This is a genomic window from Bacillus sp. KS1 (assembly GCF_020075515.1).
Taxonomy (GTDB): Bacteria; Bacillota; Bacilli; order Bacillales; family Bacillaceae; genus Bacillus; species Bacillus velezensis.
The window spans coordinates 58,759-80,761 of sequence record NZ_JACAWW010000019.1 but is presented as its reverse complement, the minus strand read 5'-3'; the positions used below and the strand labels follow the sequence as shown (position 1 = coordinate 80,761).

General features: G+C 48.4%; 22 protein-coding genes. 8 read left to right on the top strand and 14 right to left on the bottom strand.

The window, feature by feature from the left end; all coding sequences use genetic code 11:
* Positions 1-5 precede the first annotated feature (5 nt).
* A complete protein-coding gene (locus tag HWY38_RS14110) occupies positions 6-329 on the bottom strand; it encodes a thioredoxin family protein (RefSeq protein ID WP_224182072.1) in 324 nt (107 codons plus the stop codon).
* 197 nt (positions 330-526) lie between these two features.
* Between HWY38_RS14110 and HWY38_RS14105 the strand changes: the two genes are divergently transcribed.
* On the top strand, positions 527-973 hold the full coding sequence (locus HWY38_RS14105) for a YtoQ family protein (RefSeq protein WP_224182071.1): 447 nt from the start codon (positions 527-529) through the stop codon (positions 971-973).
* A gap of 33 nt (positions 974-1,006) precedes the next feature.
* On the opposite strand, the gene HWY38_RS14100 is transcribed toward HWY38_RS14105, so the two are convergent.
* On the bottom strand, positions 1,007-2,080 hold the full coding sequence (locus HWY38_RS14100; protein WP_007613172.1) for a M42 family metallopeptidase: 1,074 nt from the start codon (positions 2,078-2,080) through the stop codon (positions 1,007-1,009).
* A 158-nt stretch (positions 2,081-2,238) separates the two neighbouring features.
* Between HWY38_RS14100 and HWY38_RS14095 the strand changes: the two genes are divergently transcribed.
* Entirely contained in the window at positions 2,239-2,556 is a 318-nt protein-coding gene (locus tag HWY38_RS14095) for a PepSY domain-containing protein (RefSeq protein WP_003152366.1), read from the top strand.
* Positions 2,557-2,611: 55 nt separating this feature from the next.
* On the opposite strand, the gene HWY38_RS14090 is transcribed toward HWY38_RS14095, so the two are convergent.
* The 3 genes from HWY38_RS14090 to trmB all read right to left on the bottom strand — a co-directional run bounded on the left by HWY38_RS14090 (position 2,612) and on the right by trmB (position 5,945).
* Positions 2,612-4,309, bottom strand: a complete 1,698-nt coding sequence (locus HWY38_RS14090) for an NAD-dependent malic enzyme (RefSeq protein ID WP_224182070.1) — start codon at positions 4,307-4,309, stop codon at positions 2,612-2,614.
* A gap of 78 nt (positions 4,310-4,387) precedes the next feature.
* Positions 4,388-5,233, bottom strand: a complete 846-nt coding sequence (locus HWY38_RS14085) for a YtnP family quorum-quenching lactonase (protein ID WP_224182069.1) — start codon at positions 5,231-5,233, stop codon at positions 4,388-4,390.
* A 58-nt stretch (positions 5,234-5,291) separates the two neighbouring features.
* Complete coding sequence (gene trmB / locus HWY38_RS14080; protein ID WP_224182068.1) at positions 5,292-5,945, bottom strand: tRNA (guanosine(46)-N7)-methyltransferase TrmB; 654 nt, start codon at positions 5,943-5,945, stop codon at positions 5,292-5,294.
* A gap of 185 nt (positions 5,946-6,130) precedes the next feature.
* Between trmB and HWY38_RS14075 the strand changes: the two genes are divergently transcribed.
* On the top strand, positions 6,131-6,409 hold the full coding sequence (locus HWY38_RS14075) for a YtzH-like family protein (RefSeq protein ID WP_003152357.1): 279 nt from the start codon (positions 6,131-6,133) through the stop codon (positions 6,407-6,409).
* Here HWY38_RS14075 and HWY38_RS14070 read toward each other — a convergent pair whose 3' ends face one another.
* The 4 genes from HWY38_RS14070 to thpR form a co-directional block, all read right to left on the bottom strand.
* A complete protein-coding gene (locus HWY38_RS14070) occupies positions 6,410-7,207 on the bottom strand; it encodes a phosphotransferase family protein (RefSeq protein ID WP_003152355.1) in 798 nt (265 codons plus the stop codon).
* 269 nt (positions 7,208-7,476) lie between these two features.
* Complete coding sequence (locus HWY38_RS14065; protein ID WP_224182067.1) at positions 7,477-8,406, bottom strand: YegS/Rv2252/BmrU family lipid kinase; 930 nt, start codon at positions 8,404-8,406, stop codon at positions 7,477-7,479.
* A 52-nt stretch (positions 8,407-8,458) separates the two neighbouring features.
* The gene (locus tag HWY38_RS14060) at positions 8,459-9,391 is read right to left on the bottom strand and encodes a hypothetical protein (RefSeq protein WP_101670324.1); all 933 of its coding nucleotides are present in this window, start codon (positions 9,389-9,391) and stop codon (positions 8,459-8,461) included.
* 26 nt (positions 9,392-9,417) lie between these two features.
* Positions 9,418-9,969, bottom strand: coding sequence for an RNA 2',3'-cyclic phosphodiesterase (gene thpR / locus HWY38_RS14055; RefSeq protein WP_224182066.1), 552 nt, complete (start codon positions 9,967-9,969; stop codon positions 9,418-9,420).
* A gap of 89 nt (positions 9,970-10,058) precedes the next feature.
* On the opposite strand from thpR, the gene cysK reads away from it, so the two are divergent.
* On the top strand, positions 10,059-11,030 hold the full coding sequence (gene cysK / locus HWY38_RS14050; RefSeq protein WP_224182065.1) for a cysteine synthase A: 972 nt from the start codon (positions 10,059-10,061) through the stop codon (positions 11,028-11,030).
* 37 nt (positions 11,031-11,067) lie between these two features.
* On the opposite strand, the gene pepV is transcribed toward cysK, so the two are convergent.
* Positions 11,068-12,459, bottom strand: coding sequence for a dipeptidase PepV (gene pepV, locus HWY38_RS14045; protein WP_224182064.1), 1,392 nt, complete (start codon positions 12,457-12,459; stop codon positions 11,068-11,070).
* A gap of 96 nt (positions 12,460-12,555) precedes the next feature.
* Here pepV and HWY38_RS14040 point away from each other — a divergent pair, with 96 nt between their 5' ends.
* On the top strand, positions 12,556-13,860 hold the full coding sequence (locus HWY38_RS14040; RefSeq protein WP_045208534.1) for an NCS2 family permease: 1,305 nt from the start codon (positions 12,556-12,558) through the stop codon (positions 13,858-13,860).
* A gap of 33 nt (positions 13,861-13,893) precedes the next feature.
* On the opposite strand, the gene HWY38_RS14035 is transcribed toward HWY38_RS14040, so the two are convergent.
* Positions 13,894-15,054 (bottom strand): ABC transporter permease, encoded by a 1,161-nt coding sequence (locus tag HWY38_RS14035; RefSeq protein WP_224182063.1) that lies wholly within the window; start codon positions 15,052-15,054, stop codon positions 13,894-13,896.
* A complete protein-coding gene (locus HWY38_RS14030) occupies positions 15,051-15,755 on the bottom strand; it encodes an ABC transporter ATP-binding protein (RefSeq protein WP_224182062.1) in 705 nt (234 codons plus the stop codon). The genes HWY38_RS14035 and HWY38_RS14030 overlap by 4 nt, the downstream gene beginning before the upstream one ends.
* 281 nt (positions 15,756-16,036) lie before the next feature.
* Here HWY38_RS14030 and HWY38_RS14025 point away from each other — a divergent pair, with 281 nt between their 5' ends.
* The gene (locus HWY38_RS14025) at positions 16,037-16,258 is read left to right on the top strand and encodes a DeoR family transcriptional regulator (protein WP_003152337.1); all 222 of its coding nucleotides are present in this window, start codon (positions 16,037-16,039) and stop codon (positions 16,256-16,258) included.
* 130 nt (positions 16,259-16,388) lie between these two features.
* Here the strand turns inward: HWY38_RS14025 and HWY38_RS14020 are convergent, their stop codons facing one another.
* Both HWY38_RS14020 and HWY38_RS14015 read right to left on the bottom strand, forming a co-directional pair.
* Positions 16,389-17,108, bottom strand: coding sequence for a pseudouridine synthase (locus HWY38_RS14020; protein WP_224182061.1), 720 nt, complete (start codon positions 17,106-17,108; stop codon positions 16,389-16,391).
* A 56-nt stretch (positions 17,109-17,164) separates the two neighbouring features.
* Positions 17,165-18,802 carry a polysaccharide biosynthesis protein gene (locus tag HWY38_RS14015; protein ID WP_016938523.1) on the bottom strand — a complete coding sequence of 546 codons (1,638 nt, stop codon included), beginning with the start codon at positions 18,800-18,802 and terminating at the stop codon, positions 17,165-17,167.
* A 206-nt stretch (positions 18,803-19,008) separates the two neighbouring features.
* Between HWY38_RS14015 and HWY38_RS14010 the strand changes: the two genes are divergently transcribed.
* Both HWY38_RS14010 and HWY38_RS14005 read left to right on the top strand, forming a co-directional pair.
* Positions 19,009-20,274 (top strand): NAD(P)/FAD-dependent oxidoreductase, encoded by a 1,266-nt coding sequence (locus HWY38_RS14010; protein WP_047936041.1) that lies wholly within the window; start codon positions 19,009-19,011, stop codon positions 20,272-20,274.
* A 179-nt stretch (positions 20,275-20,453) separates the two neighbouring features.
* Entirely contained in the window at positions 20,454-21,989 is a 1,536-nt protein-coding gene (locus tag HWY38_RS14005) for a BCCT family transporter (protein WP_224182060.1), read from the top strand.
* Positions 21,990-22,003: the final 14 nt, after the last annotated feature.

The window sequence follows — 22,003 nt, the reverse complement described above, 5'->3', positions numbered from 1 at the left end:
CTCCTTTATGCTTTAGCAAGGGAATCGGTTAAAAATTGCTCAATTTCTTCTTTTGTTTTACGGTCTTTGCTGACGAAGCGGTTCACTTCTTTTCCTCCGTTAAACACAACAAAGCTCGGAATGCCGTAAATTTCCCACTCCGCGCATGTATCAATAAATTGATCGCGGTCTACGTAGTAATAAGTGAATTCAGGAAAGTCCGCTTCCAGCTCAGGGAGAAACGGCTCCACAAAGCGGCAGTCCGGGCACCAATCCGCTGAAAACATAAATACCGCCCAATCGTCTTGTACCGCTTTTTGCAATTCTTCCGTGCTTCCAATCTTTTTCATTGTCATTCCTCCATCTGGATTATGAGTTTTTTATATGCTGATGTTTGTCCAATTGGATCATACCAGACTGTGTACGGCAAGACCAACTATATGCAATATCATTATCATATTTCATTTGCATTATCAAGCAAGTTTCGTTTACCATTTTGCTTGTAGCCGTACGAAAATCTGAATATGTACATAAGGAGGGGCAAAAGATGCAGTTTGTCGTGTATTTAGCGGGTGAAATCCACAGTGATTGGCGGGATGAGATCAAACAGAAAGCAACGGCGCTAGACCTGCCGATTACGTTTGTCGGCCCGATGGAAAACCATGAACGCTCAGACAATATCGGAGAAGAGATTATGGGCGTGCAGCCCGATTCTGTTTTAAAAGACGCCAGAGCTTCTGATATCAACAATTTCCGTACAGAGGTGCTGATGGAAAAAGCCGATTTTGTGATCGCCCTGTTTGGCGAGAACTATAAACAGTGGAATACCGCGATGGATGCTTCTTATGCCATCGCAAAAGGAAAGCCGCTCATTCTCATCCGTCCGAAAGAACTTCATCATCCGCTGAAAGAGCTTTCCGGAAAAGCGAATATCACGGTCGAAACCGTCAATCAAGCGATGAAAGCACTCTCTTATTTATTTGAAACAGAATAAGCAGGCCGCCTTTATGCGGTCCTGCTTATTTTTTTACACATTTTCTCTGATCGTTTCGACCGTCTGTTTGTCACTCGCCATGACCAGCTTAATGAGCATTTCTTTCGCCGCAGCATAATCATCGACATGGATGATCGCGGCATTTGTATGAATGTATCTTGAACAAATGCCGATGACGGCAGACGGAACCCCGCTGTTTGATATGTGAACCCGTCCGGCATCCGTTCCCCCGCCTGAAGCGAAATATTGATAAGGGATATTGTGCGTTTCCGCCATATCAAGGACGAACTCTCTCATCCCGCGGTGCATGACCGTCGTTCTGTCGAGAATGCGGAGCAGCACCCCCTCGCCGAGACGGCCGAACAGCTCCTTATCGCCGGTCATATCATTTGCCGGGCTGGCATCAAGCGCGAAGAAGAGATCAGGCTGAATCATATTGGCCGCTGTCTGCGCCCCTCTCAGGCCGACTTCCTCCTGAACGGTGGCCCCGGCGTACAGATTGTTCGGCAGGTCTTTTCCTTGCAGCTCTTTTAATAATTCAATGCTTAACCCGCAGCCGTAGCGGTTATCCCACGCTTTGGACAATATTTTCTTCTCGTTGGCCATCGGGGTGAACGGGCAGACCGGCACGACCTGCTGTCCCGGTCTGATTCCCATTCTGACCGCGTCCTCTCTGTCATCGGCACCGATATCAATCATCATATTTTTGATCTCCATCGGCTTTGCGCGCTGGGCATCTGTTAAAATGTGGGGCGGGATGCTTGAGATGACGCCGATAATCGGTCCGTTATCCGTCTGCACCTCGACGCGCTGGGCAAGCAGCACCTGACTCCACCAGCCGCCGAGCGTCTGAAATCTCAGCATGCCGTTATCCGTAATCTGCGTTACCATAAACCCGACTTCGTCCATATGGCCGGCTACCATAACGGTCGGCGCATCTTCAGCGCCGCGCCTTACTCCGAAAACACTTCCGAGTCTGTCCTGCACGATGTCATCCGCATATTTCGCAAGCTCCCGTTTCATAAAGGAGCGGACCTGATGTTCATTTCCCGGTGCGCCGGGAAGCTGCGTCAGCGTCCGGAAAAGCGTTTTCGTTTCCTCATTCATATTTTCCCCTCATTTCTATGTAATGCTTTTATTTTATTAGAAAAACAACCGTTTTCCAAGCGCTCAGATTGAATGGGCTGGAAAACCGCCGCTTTACTTAACACCGTCTGGCATCTTCTGTATAATAAAAACTACGACATAATTGGAGGTGCTTCATATTGAAATTACGTCATTTTCTCTTAGGTGCAGGAGTCGGATTATGCGCTGCCATCGCAGTTAAAAAGTATGCGATGAAACCTTATATCTCTTCAGAAAAAGCGCTCCGTATCGTGAAAGCGGCTTTTAAACAGCGCGGGCCGATAGACGGATCATGGATTTACACAGAGCCCGAGCCCTACCAGGTAAACGGAGAAACCATCCAGGTATACAAAACCGGCGTGACACGTTCGGCATTCGGCGAACTGGAGCAATATGAAGTTATGGTCAATGCAAAAACAGGCCAGATTGTCGATGTCATTGATTCTGTCGCCTCATAATTCGGACAAGCAAAAAATAAAGCCCAAAACCATCAGCGTTTTGGGCTTTATTCGGTTACATCGGCCGAATTCGTTTATATACGGGGTGCCACATCGCATCCTGCACCGTTTGAATCAGATCCTCGGGTTCCGTTTCCGCTACACCGTCCTGAATGGCCGCTTTCGCTACAGCTACCGCCACAGTTGCCGATACCGTCCTGAGATCCTCCACTTTCGGAAGCATCGGCGCCCCCGGCTTGCCGACGTCCACCATACCGGCGATGGCATTCGCGCAGGCAACGAACATATTGTCCGTAATGAGCCTTGCTTTTGTCACAATCGTGCCGAGTCCGAGTCCCGGGAATACGAGCGCGTTGTTCGCCTGTCCGATATGGTAGGTAACGCCGTTATACGCGACAGGCGGGAATGGACTTCCCGTCGTGACAAGCGCGCGGCCTTCCGTCCATTTAATTAAATCTTCAGGTTTTGCTTCTGATAATGTGGTCGGGTTTGACATCGGCAAAATAGCGGGCCGTTTGACATGTGAGGCCATTTCTTTGACGATTTCTTCCGTAAATGCGCCTGAGACGGTGGATGTGCCGATCAGAATCGTCGGCTTGGCCTGACGCACCGTCTCCGCCAGATCAATTGATCCGCCTTCACCGCTGCGGCCGTACTCTTTCACTTCATCAGCAGGGCGCGCGTACGGAACCTGAAAATCACGCAAGTCCTTCATATCATCCGTTAACAATCCGTTTCTGTCGATACACCAAAAATGGCTGTAGGATTCATCTTCGCTTAATCCGTCATGCACCATGGCTTCGCGCAGCTGCTCAGCAATTCCGATACCGGCCGTTCCCGCGCCGAAGACGACGACTTTATGCTCTTTCAAAGGCACTTTTGATGCTTTCGCACACGCTAAAACAGCTGCAAGCGATACCGCGCCCGTTCCTTGAATGTCATCATTAAACGTACAGACTTTATCTTTATACCGTTTCAATATGCCGCGGGCATTAGCCGTACCGAAATCCTCCCAATGAAGCAGCGCATTCGGGAATGTTTCCCGGGCAAGCGAGACATACTCATCAATAAAGCGGTCATATTTCTCGCCGCGCACTCTTGAATGCTGGTTTCCTACATACAGCGGGTCATTTAAGAGGCTTTCCTGATTTGTCCCCGCGTCCAACACGACCGCAAGCACTCGTGACGGATCAATTCCGGCCGCCGCCGTATACACCGCAAGTTTCCCGACAGAAATGGCGATGCCGCCGACGCCCCAGTCACCGATTCCCAGAATGCCCTCGGCATCTGTGGCAACGATTAAGTCAATGTTTTCATTTTTTCCGAACTGCTGAAATGCGGCGCGCATTCCTTCAGGGTCATCTATTGACAAATACAGACCGCGGGGTTTTCTGTACTCATGGCTGTAACGCTGGATCGCGGTGCCGACGGTCGGCGTATATACGATCGGCAGCATTTCGCCTAAATGATCATTTAACAGCCTGTAAAATAACGTTTCATTCCGGTCATGGAGAGCGGTCAAGTAGACATTTTTGCTCAGCTCATCAGGCTGCGAACTGAATTGTTCGTAGGCCCGCCTCGCCTGCTCTTCGATTGTCAATACTTTCGGCGGCAGAAATCCCTCGAGGCCGAGTTCCTCTCTTTCCTCCTGTGTAAAGGCCACCCCTTTATTTAAAAAAGGCGTAGAAAGCACTTCTAATCCGCGCAGAGTTGTTTTGATTTCTCCATCTTTCGTCACTTGAAATTGATTCACCTGTCTCTTCCTTTCAAAGCAATTTGTCTTAGGTTTGCTTTTATTCCCGAAATTCATACAGGTAAATCATCGATCCGCCTATTTTTTCTCCCGTCTGACAGATGCAGCCACTTCGCCGTCTTCTCCCCATTTTACCGCTCTGTAAATCGCGTCGTGATAGAAAATCAGCCAGGCGTCTTTTTCTGCCGCGAACGTCTGCCATTTCTGCTTTTCTGGAATAGAGGTCATCGGATAATCATCATAGGCCAGCACCCATAACGGATTTTTATGCGCGTTCGTCGGCATCAGGTCGGCAAAATGCACAGCCGTTTCCCCTTCGTCTTCTAAGACGATGACGCTGTGGCCGTCGCTGTGGCCGCCGGTGCGGTGCATCGTAATGCCTTCTGTCAGCTGATACTCGTTCTCAAAGGTTTCGACCTGATCTTGTACCGCCTCCCAATTTTCTCTCCAATATGTATTTTTCGATCTGATATTAGGGTTTCTCATTTCGCGCCACTCTGTCGCAGAAGTGATAATGCGGGCATTCGGGAAAACAGAGACAAGCTCCTCTCCGCTGTATTCCGTCAGGCCGCATGCATGGTCAAAATGAAGATGGGTCATCGCGGCAATATGAATGTCCTCACAGGAAAGCCCGAGTTCACGAAGAGATTGTTTCAGATTGGATTCCTGTGTTACGCCGTAATTCCTTTTTTGTTTATCAGAGAATTTCCCTCTGCCGATACCCGCGTCAACCAATATATTCAGGCCGTTTTTTCTGATCAGAATCGGGTCTGTTCTTAATTCAATCTGGTTTTTGTCATTTACGGGGTATTTTCTCGACCATAAAGGCTTCGGGACAACGCCGAACATCGCTCCTCCGTCCATATGCGTTACACCGCCGTCCAGCCATGTTAATGAAATATTCCCAACATTCAATGTCTCCATCTTGATCCCTCCTGATGTAATGGTAGCAAATGGCGGCATAAAAAAACAGACTCCCGCATCAGAGTCTGTCTTTTGTTCTCCATTCAACTTCGGCCCGGTAAATCGGCTGGCCGAGCGCGGAGAATTTTTCTTCGTATTCTGTCATAATATTGCCCTTCGGATCGCTGTTGTGCAGATCAAGGCTGACTTCCGTCAGAAGCAGGCCGTATTCGGAAAAGCTTTTCAGAGAGTATTCGAATAAACCGCGGTTATCGGTTTTAAAATGAAGCTCACCTGTTTCGCCCATCACTTCTTCGTATTTTTTCAAGAACGTTTTAAATGTTAAACGGCGCTTTTCGTGACGGTTTTTCGGCCACGGGTCAGAAAAGTTTAAATATACGCGCTTGATTTCTCCCCGTTCAAATACGTCATTCAGTGTTTCCGCGTCTATATTTAACAAACGAACATTGTGAGCCCCGCTGTCCTTTACTTTTTGGACGGCAGTGACGATGACGCTTTTAAACAGCTCAATGCCGATATAGTTGATATCCGGATTCTGCTTGGCCATTCCTGAAATGAACTGCCCTTTTCCCGTACCGACTTCAATATGGATCGGGTTGTCATTGCCAAAGACCGTGTTCCACCGCCCTTTATACTGGGCCGGATCACTGATGGCGATGTCAGCGTTTTCTGCCAGAAAATCATTCGCCCAAGGTTTATGGCGCATTCTCATATGATTGACACCTCTATCTATAATTTCGAGTAACAACATACCATGAAACATAAAGAGCCGCAAGCGCCTTTTAAAGGCGCCGGCTGCATAAAAAAAGAGGCTCCCCGGTCCGGAACACTCATGTGATGCATAAAACCGCACCGCTTTGCACAATGTATGACACAGAAAGGATGTGTATATGAATCATGGGCTTAACAAGCGAACATCAGGTCCGGTTATTAAAGGACATATTGGCCGACCATCAATTGGATTGCTGCGGCACGGTTGCCGAGTATGAACAGCTGGAGCGCGTCATCAAATCACTGATGGCCAACACCGGGCTTGATTCAAATATAAAAAACGTGCTCGAGGATGTCTACCGCTACAGCCAGTCCGGCATCACGGCCGATTCCATCGACACGCATATTCAGGAGCACCAAAACCATTTGTCCCAATGGGTGGAGCAGATGGATTCGTACTCCTGACTACTTGACAATCCGCTTCATCAGGGCATGAAGCTCTTCCATGGCATCATGATACGCTTTGTCGTTTCCTTTTGATTTGTGCCAGGCGATGAAGGTGATGGTCTCTGATAACATGTACCACGCCATCCGCAGCCGAAGCCCTTCCGTAAGCTTCATCCCGTACATCCCAAGCCAGCTGTCCCACGCTGGCTCTTCGACGTAATGATACAATAAAGGGCCGAGATCCATGGCCGGATCGGCTATCATGGCGCCGTCCCAATCTATTAAATACAGCTGGTTGTCTTCAGACAGAAGCCAGTTATTATGATTCACATCACAATGGCAAACGACTTTTTCACCGAATTGCACCTGATCCACATGAGCTTCCAAATAAGCAAGGCCTTCCTGAATAAGCGGCGAAAATTGCCGCACGGCAAAGACGGCCTGCTTCAGCTGCGACAAAAGGGCGCCCGGATCAAGCGGTTCTTTTCCCAATCTTTTCAGCATGTCGAGCAAAGCTTTTGATGTGTGGATTTTGCGGAGCAGCTCAGCCACCGGGCGTCCGCTCATATCCTTTGCCTTCAGCTCCCTGCCCGCCATCCAATGCTGAGCCGTAATGACGTCTCCGTTTTCCATCCGTTTCGTCCAAACCAGCTTCGGAACAATGCCTTCGGCGGATAACACGGCTAAAAAGGGCGAGCTATTACGTTTTAAAAAAAGCTGTTGGCCGTTATGTTTCGCATAATATGCATCTCCTGTAGCTCCTCCGGCGGGGAAGATCTCCCAATCGCTACCTAGTAATTGTCCCAACCAGTTCATATCAATGTTCAACCCATCATTTCTTAAAATATTTTAGAATAGGCCTCCAGCCTTTCTTTATTGGCGGAGCGGCCTGTCATAAACAATTTCATGAGAATAAAAAAGACAGCTATTGAGAGTCTCATATGCTAATCAATAGCCGTCCTATAAATTTTAGCGCTACAGCACAAACTTCGTCAAGCAAAACTAGCAAGAACACCTGTGAATTCTGAAGATTTATGCCGGAACCGCTCTTTGCCGTGAAACATTTGACGGGTTTCATTTGTTTATTATGTTTTTATTTTCAACGGCGTACCGCCCGGCATAAGCCGAAACGGCGTCGTTCCGATCAGCTCGCCGTCAGCGTGAAACGGGATTTTCCCATCTGTTTCAAAAACGAATTCCTTCCCCTTTATCATCGTCACTCCGTCCATTTTGATATGCCGGCCGAAGCTCATCGCCCATAAAAAACGATACAGCGAGAAAAAGGACAGGTTTTCTGCGATGACAATATCAAAATGGTTTTGACGGGGATTTGCTGAAGGCGCCGCTTTCATGCCGCCTCCGTAATAAGGATGATTAGCCGCAATGACAAACCAGACATTGCGGAATTCACGCCTCTGGCCGTCTGCCGTGCAAACAAATCTGAACGGCTGAAACCCCGAGGCTGTATGTAAATGCGCGAGCGGGTAAATCACAAATCCGAGACGCAAAAACCGAAGAACGCGCGAAAACGGAAAATTCGCGGCTGCCTTCAAAACTGAGGCATCGAAGCCGACAGACAGGTGGTTCATAAAATAAAGTGATTGCGCTTTGTCATGAAAAAAGTTGATGTTTCCCGCAAAAAATTTCCGTGTGAGCGGGCGGTGCAGACTTTTGATTTCTTGGAGAAGCGCCGACTTCTTAATACCAAGCCCTTTGGAAAAATCATTGTACGAACCGGCAGGCACAAAGGTCAGCTCAATCTGATCCGTTCCTTTCAGTCCGTTAATGACTTCATGAATCGTCCCGTCACCGCCGATGACGAACAGCCGCTTAAGCTTATGATCCTGCATCATTGAAATCTGCCTCGCCAGCACCTCCGCATGTCCGGGATGCCCGGTCAAAAAAGAGCGGTGGCTGACCCCGCGCCTGGTCAGCTCTTTTTGAACTGATTTCCAGACACGCCGGCCCCGCCCGCCTCCTGAGACCGGATTAATAATAAAAAACCATTGACTCATCGTTTGTTTTCACCTGCTTCATAGATGAAGAGACAGCCGACAAACGTCCGTTTTAATCAAGCCATTCCTGTCTCCGGCTTGAATCGCTCAAGCCGTAAGACAAGAGAGCCTTCGCCGCCTTGAGCTGGTGGTGCTTGATCGGCGCCGTATTTTTCTGCTGCTTTTCCAGCCACTCTGCGGCAGTCCGTTTATCAGCTATTTCCAGCCCGTACGGCGGCTCCGGGTAATCAATATAAGACGTTCTGCTGAGCAAAAGCTTCCGCACGGGAATGTCGGCCTGCTTTTCTTTTACGATTTGCGAAACGACCGAGCCTGTCCGGTGCAGGCTGAGAGACGGATTCAATACTTGGCGCGTGCTGCCGGAGCCTCTTTCTTCCCAAAAACGGTGTTTTGATCCGATATATACGCTGTCCTCTTCCGCTTCCATAAAAGCGGCGCAGAAAATCTCCAGCGGCGAGATGATGATCATGCTCAGTTCGACGGACGCCTGCTGAATTTGCAGAACCGGATGATACATCACAAAATAGGAATCGGGCAGCTTTTGAGCCAGCATTTTTAACATCCTGTCCCTTTTGACCGCCTGCGAAAGCTCAGACTTTTGAGAAAGCGTGGAGCTCGCCCATTTTAATTGAAAGTCATACAGCTGATCTTTGAAAAAAGGCGCGAGCTCAGACTTTCGAGACGGGAGATTCCCGAACAGCGCCTCTTCTCCCTCCGGCTCATCAAACCATTGGTGCCTCTTTTCATTTATATCGGCCGTATTTTCTTCTTTTCTCTTTTTTAAAGAAAATTTTTTCCTGGCCGGCGCTTGATCGGTTTCCCCGCCTGCAGCCGTTTCCGTTTCTTTTTCTTCCGTCATCCGGTCAAACGCTTCAAGAAGCGCCTTCCAGCGTTCTTTCTTCAGCCGAATAAACTGGTTCATATAATGATATGGATCAAGTTCATATCTGGATATGCAGTCGTGAATTTTGATGATCTGTGCCATGTGATTTCTCCACTCCGAATATTTGTTTATGTCAATTGAAACTGTGCGATTTCTTCGTATTTAGGCGACCGGTCAAGATGGGTCTGAAACAGGGAAAACCGGCTGACGGCACTTTGCACCCTGCCGCTTTCAAACGGCACATCGTCAGGAAACGGCCGGTCTCCCGCCCACTTCCGCGCCATCGTCATATGAGGGTGATACGGGCGTTTTTCCACTTGAAAACCGGCTTTCAAAACAGCCTGTTTTGTTTTTTCCCGCAAATCAAAGAGCAGTTCATTCCGTTCGGGCTCAAGGTGAAGCACTCTCGGCTGTCTGCGGTCGCCGAAAATATCCAGATGCTGAAACTGTACGGTAAACGGCTGCGCTGCCGACGCAGCATCTGCGAGCAGAGACGATAATTTCGCAAGCCGTTCTTCATCCGCGGCTCCGAGAAAAATGAGTGTAATATGATAGTCATGCGGGTGCACCCATTTTTTGAATGATAACGCCGGCTCCTTTTTGGCTGCTTTCCAAATCGGTTCAGCAATGTCAGCCGGAATCGGAATGCCGATAAAATAATGCGGCAATGAAGCTCTCATACGAGGATCTCCCCCTCTTTGGTTATGGTGTTATTATAAAACGGATAAGCGGAGAGGAGAACCCTGTCCGCTCATTATGATAGGATATTATGTACCGAACGTTTTATACAGAAAGGAATGAGCCGGCCTTGAAAATCGTAAACAGCACGGCGGAGCTGATCGGCGGCACACCGATCGTAAAGCTCAATCGCCTTCAGCCAGAACATGCAGCACAGGTCTATTTAAAATTAGAATCATTTAACCCAAGCGGCAGTGTCAAAGACAGAGCGGCTTACAATATGATCATTGAAGCGGAAAAAAGCGGGCATTTAAAACCCGGCTCTGTCATCATCGAACCGACAAGCGGCAATACAGGCATCGGTCTGGCGATGAACGCGGCGGCCCGCGGCTACAGAGCAATCCTCGTCATGCCTGACACGATGACGAAAGAACGCATCAACCTGCTTAAAGCGTACGGCGCGGAGGTGGTATTAACGCCGGGGGCCGAAAGAATGCCCGGCAGCATCAAAAAAGCGAAAGAACTCGCCGAACAGATTCCGGGAAGTTTTATCCCGATGCAATTCGATAACGGCGCTAATCCAGATGCCCACCGAAAAACGACCGCCATTGAAATCTATCAGGCCGTTCAGCAGCTCAACAGACCGCTCGGTGCTTTTGTGGCAACGGCGGGAACGGGCGGAACCATTACCGGAACCGGAGAAACGCTGAAGGAGCTTTTCCCGGATATGATTGTTCATGTCGCCGAGCCCGCGGGATCTCCCGTCCTGTCTGGCGGAAAACCCGGCGCTCATAAGCTTGTCGGGACAAGCCCCGGATTTATTCCCGGCATACTGAATCAGGACGTTTACGATGAAATTATGAAAATATCTGATGAAGATGCGTATACGACAACACGTCGTCTGGCCCGGGAAGAAGGCATACTCGTCGGCCCGTCTTCAGGCGCCGCCTGCTTCGCCGCCATTGAAACCGCAAAACGCCTCCCTTCCGAACAGATCGTCATCTGTATGACGGCTGATACGGGAGAACGTTATTTATCAACGGATTTATGGTCATTTGAATGATAAAAAGGGATGCCGCTTTCGGCGTCCCTTTTTATTATCACTTGGCAAGCTCATAAATGGCTTCGGCGTATAAAGCGGTTGACCGGAGAAGGTCATCAATTTCAATATACTCATCCTTTTGATGCGCGCTGTCAGGCCGGCCGGGGAACAGCGGCCCGAACGCGACGCCCGCCGAAAGGGATCTCGCATACGTTCCTCCGCCGATTGAAATCAGATCCGCTTTCTTTCCCGTCTGTCCTTCGTAGACCTTTTGAAGCGTCTTTACGAGCGGATGATCGGCAGAAACGTGGTGCGGTTTGCTGTCTTTAAATTCTTCAAGCCGGAATTCTTCAGCAGACGTAAAAGCATCACGGATGAATTTGCTGTCTGAAGTGACGGGATAACGGATGTTGATGCCGAGTTCTCCTTCCTCACCCTTTCTGTATGTAAAGGTGCCGACATTCAATGTAAGCTCTCCGCTGATGTCATCCCTGCAATCGATTTTCAATTTTTTGCCTCGTGTATCATTTGAAAAATAGTCACTGACGGTTTTGACAAAGTGCTTTCCGGCTTCATCCAGCTCTGTTCCGTTAAGGCATTCAGCAAGCTTTAAGCCGGCATTGACACCATTATCCGGTTCCATCGCGTGGCATGATTTTCCGTATACCCGAAGCGTCAGTTTTCCATTTTCCGAAACTGCTTCACCTTGTGTTTTTGACTGCTCAAGCCATTTGCTGAAATATGCGTGCACGGCATCAAGACCGTCCCCTTCAATAACCGCTTCAGCCGCATCCGGCACCATGTTCAAGCGCAGTCCTGAACGGAATGACAGAAGCCCGTTTTTTGCGTCTTTGTCAGAAGCGCTTTTTGCAATGCGCAGTGACGCATCTATAATTCCTTTTTCCGCGTTAATGATCGGAAAATCCGCGTCAGGAGCAAAGCCGATGTCAGGCATTTTTTCGTGTTTGAAGTAGTGATCCACGCATCTCCAATCACTTTCTTCATCCGTTCCGATGATGATTCTCACGCGTTTGGATAAAGGAAGCTGCATGTCTTTGACGATTTTCAGCGCATAAAACGCCGCCATTGTCGGCCCTTTATCATCTATGGCGCCTCTGGCATATATCCGGCCGTCCCTGATATCGGCTGAAAACGGATCGCTCGTCCAGCCGTCTCCGGGCGGAACGACATCGACGTGGCACAAAACGCCGACGATTTCGTCACCCGTTCCCCATTCAATATGGCTCGCATAGCCGTCAAGATTCTTTACGGTGAAGCCTTCTTTTTCACCGAATTCCAGCAGTGACGTCAGGCTGGCATTGACGCCTTCTCCAAACGGCCGGCCGGGACCGGCTGTTGATTCGTCCATTACGCTGTTGATCTGCAAAAACTTCTGCGTGTCACGGATCAGATCTTCTTTGTTTCTGATGACTTCAACTTCCCAGTTCATCACAAATCCCCTTTCTTGATAAAAGACTTGCAAAATGTCGATAAAACGAATAATATAGATGATGTTTTGAAAAAATGTTCGTCATTGGAGGTACTTATGTTTCATCTCGACAAGCATCAAACGACAATAAAAAGAGAAATTACCGCGGGATTGACCACCTTTTTCACAATGGTGTATATCATTGTCGTCAATCCGGTGATCCTTTCCAATGCGGGAATTCCGTTTGACCAGGTGTTCACCGCGACGATTATCGCTTCCATTGTCGGAACTTTATGGATGGCTCTCGCTGCAAATTTTCCGATCGCCATTGCCCCAGGCATGGGCTTAAACGCGTATCTTGCCTTTCACGTTGTCGGCACAGGCAGCGGCATTACGTATCAGACGGCTTTCAGCGCCGTTTTTATCGCGGGAGTCATCTTTATTATTTTATCGTTAACGCCTTTAAGAAAACAACTTATAGAAGCAATTCCGGACAATTTAAAATACGGAATTACGACCGGCATCGGCTTATTTATCGCTTTTATCGGCTTACGCCAATCCGGAATCATCACGGCTGATAAATCTAATCTTGTCGCACTCGGCGATCTTCATTCGCCCGCCGTCATTTTAACGCTTATCGGACTTATCATCAGTATTGTACTGATGGTGCTGAATGTAAACGGGGCTCTGTTCATCGGAATGGCGCTGACCGCCGTCATTGCCTTTTTGACCGGGCAGATCCATTTCGCGAAAGGATTCATGTCCTTCCCGCACCTGCCGGAGGGGCTTTTGATCACAAATCCGTTCGGTGCCCTCGGGGATGTCGTGCATCACGGTCTGTACGCCGTTGTGTTTTCTTTTCTTCTTGTTACGATTTTTGACACAACCGGCACCATGATCGGTGTCGCCGAACAAGCGGGATTGATCAAAAACAATCAGCTGCCGAATGCCAGAAGAGCGCTTTTGGCTGATTCGACCGCTACGACGGTGGGAAGTATCTTCGGCACCAGCCCGACGACCGCGTTCGTTGAATCTTCAGCAGGTGTGGCGGCCGGCGGAAGAACGGGTCTGACGGCGCTGACGATTGCCGTTATGTTTGCCGTTTCCATGTTTTTCAGCCCGCTTGTCAGCGTCTTATCGGAAGTGTCCGCGATTACGTCACCGGCTCTGATTATTGTCGGCAGCCTGATGATGGGCGCGGTATCGAATATCCGCTGGAATGAGCTTGATGAAGCGTTCCCGGCCTTTCTCGTCATTTTGGCGATGCCTTTAACGTCCAGTATTTCAACCGGAATCGCACTCGGCTTCATTTCATATCCGCTTGTTAAAGCAGCTAAGAAAAAATGGCGCGAAATCCATCCTTTAGTCATCATCTTCGCCATATTGTTTTTTATTCAGCTTTTTATTTTGAACGGACATTAAGAAAAATCCCTTTCCTTTTTCGGAAAGGGATTTTCACATATAAAGAACGGAAAGAATCGCGGCAATGAGACACCAGGCGGAACAGATGATTTGAATGACGGTTAATGCGCTGTTTCGCGCCCTGAAATAGTCATCACTGTCTCTCTTGATACCGCTTAAAACCGGTTTATCCGTGATCCGGTCAAATAAAAGCGACGCGGCATAGCGGCTGACGATCGCAAACAAAATGAGGACTGCCGGCTTCACTAAGAGCGGAAGAACGAGAATAAGAGCCGTAAAAGCCGCGGTTAAAAGGTAAAGCTGCCGGAGATACCCGCCGTTTCGGATCAGCACTTTAAAAAACAATTCTTTCCATGCTGTATACGCCGACCGTTTTGTAAAGATGTGCTTTGAGCCGGGATATAAAAACGGCTTGCTCCGCCCTTTCTTTTTTACATTCGGCAGCTGCACATCATGGCTGAGCATCAAAACAAAGGCGGCGAATGAAAGCTTGCGCCTGTTCTCCTCAAGCACTTCTTCCTCAAAAGCTGATAAGGACTCGGCTTCTTTCCAAGTCAAAAGAACGGAGCAGATGAACAATATACAGCCTGCCGGCCAAAGCCAGTACCACTCGGCGGCAAACCGGATCATGAAACACGCGCCCGCCAACAGAACCGCCGCTTTCAGCCAGCCTGCCGCCTGATGTCCGACTGTCTGCCGTCTGATTTTTCTTTGCCGATGCACTGCCAATATCGCAGCATGAAAGCCGGACAGACAGCAAAAAATGCCTGAATATGCCGAGAAGGTGCAGTCACCATACTGGCGCCATAAGGGAAATAACAGCACGGCAAGCACGCCCCATTTGATAAGTGAAAGGAACATCGAATACAAAAGCGCGTACCGTTTCAGCTTTTTCATCAGATATTTTGCATGCACCAAAAACACGTGATCCGCTTCCAGCAAAAAGGTATGAATAAAACCGGTGCACAACAGCAGGACACTGAAGACATACAGCCAGCCCCAGCCTAATACTCCGGCAGCTCTATCAAGAAGACCCCTGCCGTTCAGCCATTCAGCATATTGATAAACGGCCAATGCGGCAGCAGGAAGAATGATATACAGCGCGACCGTCCAATCAATGACCGTCTGAAACACCTTCCATTGATACCGCCAGAAATGAAACAGCCTTTGAAAAAACAAAGCCCGCCCGGTCATCTCTGGCTGCTCCGAACCGCTGAATAAAAGCAATCTAACAATGAACCGCTCCCCGTTTTTTCTTGAAGCTCCGCTAACGTGCCTTGAAGAAGCAGAGCGCCCTGATCCAGCAAATAAAACCGGTCGCAGATTTTTTCGGCGGTATCCAGAACATGGGTGCACATCAGAATACCCGCGCCCCTTTCCTTCTCAGCAATCAGCATGTCGGTAAACAGCTTCGTTGAGATCGGATCAAGTCCGATAAACGGCTCATCAATGATGTAAATATCCGGCTTCGCCAAAAACGCCTGTATGAGCATCAATTTTTGCTGCATCCCTTTTGAAAAACCGGAAGGCAATTCGTGTTTTACCGCCGTCAATGAAAATTCATCAAGCAGCCGCCCGGCCCGCTCACGGCACTCTCCGGCTTCTATCCCCCGCAATGACCCTGTGAGTTCAAGATGCTCCCAAAGCGTCAATTCTTCATAAAAACTCGGACGCTCCGGTATGTAAGCATAGGATGAATCATTCCATTCAATTCCGCCTTCTATATCCCTGCACAGCCCGAGAATCGCCTTAATCACCGTACTTTTCCCCGCTCCGTTTGCCCCGATTAACCCGGCAATTTCCCCCGCGCTGACCGACAGAGATACATTTGAGATCACCTTCGGCCTGTCAGCATAACCGGCGCAGACGATGTTTGCATTCAATAAGTCTCCCAAGCTTTCTCCCTCCCCCGTTTTCATACGGACACGTATAAAAAAAGTTTCAGTTTCCATAATAATAAAAGCGGGCCGGGCATAGTAATGCACCAAGGCGGCGCTCAATTGGTAAAAATTATCTGCGCTTATTCCTAGATTCATGTCCGCCATATCGTGTATAATGGAGGCAGTTAAAAGAGAAAAAACAGAATGTCTGCCTTTGTTGCTTATTCGTACGAAGTTTTAGAGTCGAAAGTTGTGGTATATCAAGTCCATCCGATCTTATGATAGGGAGTGGTTTTTTGAAACCTTCAACAAATCGTATGCTGACTCGGATTAAATCAGTTTACATGTTCATCCAGGAAAAAGGTCTTGTGACGACACAGGAACTGGTTGATGAATTCGGCATTACACCTAGAACCATTCAGCGAGACTTAAATGTGTTAGCATACAATGATCTTGTTCATAGTCCTAGCCGAGGCAAGTGGGAGACAACACGAAAAAAAGTAAAAATTACATCTTAAGCGAACAATTACATAAGGCCTTTTTCGGCCTGACATGCTGCAAGGCAAAGCAGCGTCTTTGCCTTGTTGTTTTTTGTTCCTCTATATAAAAAGCCCAAAACAAATCTGTTTTGGGCTTTTCTGATATCGATTATACTTCAGTATCTTTCAGCGCTGCGAGCTCTTCTTCAGTCAGCTCGCGAAATTCTCCCGGCTTAAGCTCCGGATCAAGAGAAACAGCCCCCATCGAAAGCCGTTTTAAATAAGCCACTTCATTTCCGACAGCCTTTGCCATCAGCTTCACCTGATGATATTTGCCTTCTGTAATGGTCAAGTGAATCACCGTTTCATCCGGGCTTTCTGTAATGATTTCAACGGCTGCCGGCTTCGTCTTATAGCCTCCTTCAATGACGACGCCTCTTTCCAGATGAACGATGTCTTCCGGTGACAGAGGTGAAATTAACCGGACCTCATATGTTTTGGGCACGTGCTTTTTCGGAGAAAGCAGACGATGAGCGAGCTGCCCGTCATTGGTCAGAAGCAGAAATCCTTCGGTATCCTTATCAAGACGCCCCGCCGGAAACGGTTCGAATCTCTGTTCTTCGGGCGTCAGCAGATCAACCACCGTTTGCTGGCGGCTGTCTTCTGTAGCGGACAGCACTCCTTGCGGCTTATTCATCATGACATAAATAAATTCCCGGTAGTCTGCCGGCTCTCCGTATACCGTGATGTCCTGTTTATCCGGATCGACATGGGTTTTCACATCTTTCGCCGGCTCTCCGTCAATCATGACAGCCCCTGCCTTGACGATTTTTTTCACATCTTTTCTTGAGCCGAATCCACTGTTTGAAAGCAGCTTATCAAGTCTCATCCTGATCCTCTCCTTTAAAAAGAAAAGCCCGCAATAAGCGGACTGTTCATTATTCCTCAATGGGCGGAATGCCTGCCTCTTCTTAAAACCCGCGGCAGACGGTTTCCAAACATTTTCTGCAAAAATCCGATTCGGTACGCGGCAAACATGTACACCGCACCGCCGACAGCGGCACAGACAAAGACGACAATCGCCGCATGCAGCTGGCCGCTTTGGTACGTTACGAAGAAACTGAGCAGCCATTGAGTCAGCTTGACCGCGACTCCCATTACAACGGATAATACCGCAATTAAAATGACCCGCTTCATAAGCACCGTATACGAATAGCCCGCATGACGCTTAATCATAATAAAACCGTACAGAAGAGAAGCGATATAACCGAGCGCCGTTGCCAATATGGCGCCGTCTCCCTGAAACAGCTTGATCAGCGGCACGTTCAGCACCACTTTTATAATGACGCCGATGAAAAGGCTCACGACCGCAAATTTCTGCTTATTAATCCCTTGCAGGATCGCGGCGTTTACTGTAAACAGAGAAAACAAAATCGCGACAGGCGCGTACCAGAACAAAATATCCTGTCCGATATCCGGACGAAGGCTTTCAGAACCGTAGAAGAACGTATAGGCCGGCCCTGATAACACCGACATCCCGACAACGGCGGGGATAACCAAAAACAGAATGATCTGCATCGTCTGGTTAATCTGCTGGTTCAAAAGCTTATAATTCCTGCTCGTAAATGATTCGGTTATCGTCGGGATCAGCGTCAGACCGAAAGCGGTCGCCAGAGAAACCGGAATCATGACAAGCTTCGGCACATAGAGGGTGACAATCGCCAGCATGTCCTGGCTGATGTCCTTATGGCCCGCCGCAATCATCGCTTTATTAAACGTATTCGTATCGATATAAGAATACAAAGGAATCGCCAGTCCGACAAAAACGTAAGGAGCGGCATAGCTGAAAAGCTCAATAAACATTTTTTTATAGCTTAAGTTCGCTGACGGGACGAGGTTCGGCTTCATCGCCAGAAGATCGCCCTTCCGCTTATTCCAGTAAATATAAAGGACGACAAGCCCTCCGAATGATCCGATCAGCGCTGCGAAAGTCGCGTATCCGACTGCGATGACAAGGCCTCCGTTAATCACTCTTAAAATCAAATATGTTGCGCCCAATAAGAAGATGATCCGGGCAAGCTGTTCCACAACCTGAGAAACGGCTGTCGGCCCCATCATCTGATGGCCTTGGAAAAAACCGCGTACAAGACTCATAATCGGCACAACCAAAAGTGCCAGACTGACCATCCGGATGACATAAACGACGTGGTCAATCGTAAGGCCGTTGTTACTTGCGCCGCCGAGAGATGTTTCCGCAAAAAACGGCGCCGAAATATAAAGAATCGAAAAAGCGATCATCCCGGTAACGAGCATAACCGACATTCCCGCTCTCAGCATCCGCCTGCTCGTCTCATAGTCTCCTTTGGAATTATATTTCGAGACAAACTTTGAAACCGCGGCGGGAAATCCCATCGTGGCAATGTTTAAAAACAGTGTATATTGATTATATCCGTATTGAAACAAAGCTCCGCCCGTCGCTCCGACCATCGCTCCGAACGGGATCAGATAAATCATCCCTAAAATCCGCGATATATAGGTGCCGAGCGTCAGCACGAACGTGCCCCTTAACAATTTGCTTGACATGTTTCCTCATCACCATTTTCTACGAAGATTCAACTTTTCTATTTTAACACAATTGGGCAAATAGACGGTAATAATTACAGCGGGAAACTTTTTGGGAAAACTCTTTAAAAACAAAATACGTTTAAGGATTCCCTTTCTTTCGCTATAATAGCAGAAAGCGGACATTTCCGCCTATTATACGTGAAAAAGAAAGTTGTTGATGAAATATGAAACACTATGACGTGATTGTGATCGGCGGCGGCCCGTCCGGTTTAATGGCTGCGATTGCCGCAGGCGAAGAAGGGGCGGACGTATTATTAATCGATAAAGGAAACAAGCTGGGACGGAAGCTGGCGATTTCCGGCGGCGGGCGCTGCAACGTGACCAACCGCCTCCCCGTTGAAGAAATCATCAAACACATCCCCGGCAACGGCCGCTTTTTATACAGCGCGTTTTCCGAATTTAATAATGAAGATATCATCGCCTTTTTTGAAAAACTCGGCATTCAGCTGAAAGAAGAAGACCACGGGCGCATGTTCCCGGTGACGGACAAAGCGCAAAGCGTTGTCGATGCGCTTTTGAACCGATTAAAACAACTGAATGTCACCATCCGCACAAATGAAAAAATCAAAGAGGTGCGGTACGAGAACGGCAGGACAGCAGGCATTACGACAAACAATGACGAACACATTAACGCAGACGCCGTCATTATCGCGGTCGGCGGAAAATCAGTCCCGCATACCGGCAGCACCGGAGACGGCTACGCATGGGCGGAAGCGGCCGGTCATACCGTAACCGAACTCTTTCCGACGGAAGTGCCGGTTACGTCGTCAGAACCGTTTATTAAACAAAAAACACTTCAGGGGCTGTCTCTTAGAAACGCGGCCGTCAGCGTCCTGAATAAAAAAGGCAAACCAATCGTCACACACGTGATGGACATGCTGTTTACCCATTTCGGCTTGTCAGGCCCCGCCATTCTCCGCTGCAGCCAATTTGTCGTCAAAGAACTGAAAAAGCAGCCAGAGGTCAAACTCCGTATCGATCTGTTTCCCGGCATCAACGAGGAAGAGTTATTTCAAAAGATGCACAAGGAACTGAAAGACGCACCGAAAAAAGCGCTCAAAAACGCGCTGAAGCCGTGGATGCAGGAACGGTACCTGCTTTTTCTTCTGGAACGGAACGGTCTTGATCCGCAGACAAGCTTTACGGAACTGCCGAAGGATCAATTCAGGGCTTTTGTCAATGACTGCAAACAATTTACGGTTGCCGCTGACGGAACGCTTTCTTTGGACAAAGCGTTTGTCACAGGCGGAGGTGTTTCCGTAAAAGAGATTGAGCCGAAACAAATGGCGTCAAAAAAAATGGAAGGCTTATATTTTTGCGGAGAAATACTCGATATTCACGGCTATACCGGGGGCTACAATATCACTTCAGCCTTTGTCACGGGGCGTCTCGCCGGTTTGAATGCAGGACGTTTCTCACGCTCGCTCTAAATGGTTTAAAGCGCATTTACCTGAGCGTTCCCGTTGATAATTGACCAAAAACATGATAGAGTTTTCTGCGTTTTGTTTCACCTGATTGAGGGAATAGGAAGAAAGGATTGATCTGCAATCGTACGACCATACTAAAACAAAATGGCGTATTGAAAAAAATAGTCAGAGGGTGAGAACGTTTGAAGAAGAACATCTCCAGTGTTTTTTGGATTGTGATTGTCATCACAGCCGCTGCGGTTTTATGGGGGGCCATTTCTCCTGACAGCCTGCAGCAAGTCACTGATACGGCACAAAAATTTATTACGGATTCTTTCGGCTGGTATTATCTGCTGGTCGTTTCTATATTTGTCGGTTTCTGTCTCTTTCTCATTGTGAGTCCGATCGGCACAATAAAACTCGGAAAACCCGGGGAAAAACCGGAATTCGGCTTATTATCATGGTTTGCCATGCTTTTCAGCGCAGGCATGGGAATCGGTTTGGTATTTTACGGGGCTGCGGAACCGATCAGCCATTACGCCATCAGCTCTCCCTCAGGTGAAACAGAAACGCCCCAAGCATTTCGTGATGCGCTCCGGTACACATTTTTCCACTGGGGGCTGCACGCTTGGGCCATCTATGCGGTCGTCGCTTTATGTATCGCATATTTTCAATTCAGAAAAGACGCGCCCGGTTTGATCAGCAGCACACTGACACCGCTTTTGGGTGATAAAGTAAACGGGCCGATCGGCAAAGCGATTGACTGTATCGCCGTGTTTGCGACCGTTGTCGGTGTGGCGACAAGCTTAGGGCTCGGAGCGACTCAGATCAACGGCGGTCTGCATTATTTATTCGGCATTCCGAAAACATTTTCCATTCAGCTGATCCTGATCGCTGTCGTGACCGTGTTATTTTTGATTTCTGCGTGGAGCGGAATCGGCAAAGGGATTAAATACTTAAGCAATACCAACATGGCGCTCGCGGCTATTTTAATGATCTTTATCCTCATTGCAGGCCCGACGGTGCTGATTATGAACTCATTTACCGATTCTATCGGCCAATACATCCAAAATATCGTGCAGATGAGCTTTCGCTTGTCTCCGAATGATCCCCAAAAACGCGAATGGATTAACAGCTGGACCATTTTTTATTGGGCCTGGTGGATATCCTGGTCGCCGTTTGTCGGCATTTTTATCGCCCGTGTATCAAGGGGCCGGACGATCCGGGAATTTTTAATCGGGGTATTGGTGACACCTTGTATATTGGCTTTCTTATGGTTTGCGATTTTCGGTGTATCCGCGATGGATCTTCAGCAGAAAGGCGTATTCAATGTCGCGGGAATGTCAACGGATACGATGCTGTTCGGCACACTCAGCCACTATCCGCTGACAATGGTGACATCCGTAATAACGCTTCTTCTGATCGCTGTATTCTTTATTACATCAGCCGATTCAGCGACATTTGTGCTTGGAATGCAGACGACTTACGGCTCGCTGAACCCTTCAAACCGGGTGAAAGTCACGTGGGGCATTATCCAGTCTGCCGTAGCAGCGGTTTTATTATATTCCGGCGGTCTTGCCGCACTGCAAAACACGGCCATTCTCGCCGCGGTTCCGTTTTCAGTCGTGATTCTTCTGATGATTGTGTCTCTGTACAAGTCATTAGCGAGCGAGAGAAAAGGAATCAAACAAGCGGAGAAATACCAAAAACCAAGAAGTCCCCGCGTCAAAAAAGCATAATGAACAAAGAAGCC

Coding starts and splice junctions, on each gene's coding strand:
- HWY38_RS14035 (WP_224182063.1), bottom strand. CDS start 15,054: ATGACCGGGCGGGCTTTGTTTTTTCAAAGGCTGTTTCATTTCTGGCGG.
- pepV (WP_224182064.1), bottom strand. CDS start 12,459: ATGAACTGGGAAGTTGAAGTCATCAGAAACAAAGAAGATCTGATCCGT.
- HWY38_RS14065 (WP_224182067.1), bottom strand. CDS start 8,406: ATGAGTCAATGGTTTTTTATTATTAATCCGGTCTCAGGAGGCGGGCGG.
- HWY38_RS14075 (WP_003152357.1), top strand. CDS start 6,131: ATGGGCTTAACAAGCGAACATCAGGTCCGGTTATTAAAGGACATATTG.
- HWY38_RS14040 (WP_045208534.1), top strand. CDS start 12,556: ATGTTTCATCTCGACAAGCATCAAACGACAATAAAAAGAGAAATTACC.
- cysK (WP_224182065.1), top strand. CDS start 10,059: ATGTACCGAACGTTTTATACAGAAAGGAATGAGCCGGCCTTGAAAATC.
- HWY38_RS14110 (WP_224182072.1), bottom strand. CDS start 329: ATGAAAAAGATTGGAAGCACGGAAGAATTGCAAAAAGCGGTACAAGAC.
- HWY38_RS14010 (WP_047936041.1), top strand. CDS start 19,009: ATGAAACACTATGACGTGATTGTGATCGGCGGCGGCCCGTCCGGTTTA.
- HWY38_RS14020 (WP_224182061.1), bottom strand. CDS start 17,108: ATGAGACTTGATAAGCTGCTTTCAAACAGTGGATTCGGCTCAAGAAAA.
- HWY38_RS14105 (WP_224182071.1), top strand. CDS start 527: ATGCAGTTTGTCGTGTATTTAGCGGGTGAAATCCACAGTGATTGGCGG.
- HWY38_RS14085 (WP_224182069.1), bottom strand. CDS start 5,233: ATGGAGACATTGAATGTTGGGAATATTTCATTAACATGGCTGGACGGC.
- HWY38_RS14100 (WP_007613172.1), bottom strand. CDS start 2,080: ATGAATGAGGAAACGAAAACGCTTTTCCGGACGCTGACGCAGCTTCCC.
- thpR (WP_224182066.1), bottom strand. CDS start 9,969: ATGAGAGCTTCATTGCCGCATTATTTTATCGGCATTCCGATTCCGGCT.
- HWY38_RS14015 (WP_016938523.1), bottom strand. CDS start 18,802: ATGTCAAGCAAATTGTTAAGGGGCACGTTCGTGCTGACGCTCGGCACC.
- HWY38_RS14070 (WP_003152355.1), bottom strand. CDS start 7,207: ATGAACTGGTTGGGACAATTACTAGGTAGCGATTGGGAGATCTTCCCC.
- trmB (WP_224182068.1), bottom strand. CDS start 5,945: ATGAGAATGCGCCATAAACCTTGGGCGAATGATTTTCTGGCAGAAAAC.
- HWY38_RS14060 (WP_101670324.1), bottom strand. CDS start 9,391: ATGGCACAGATCATCAAAATTCACGACTGCATATCCAGATATGAACTT.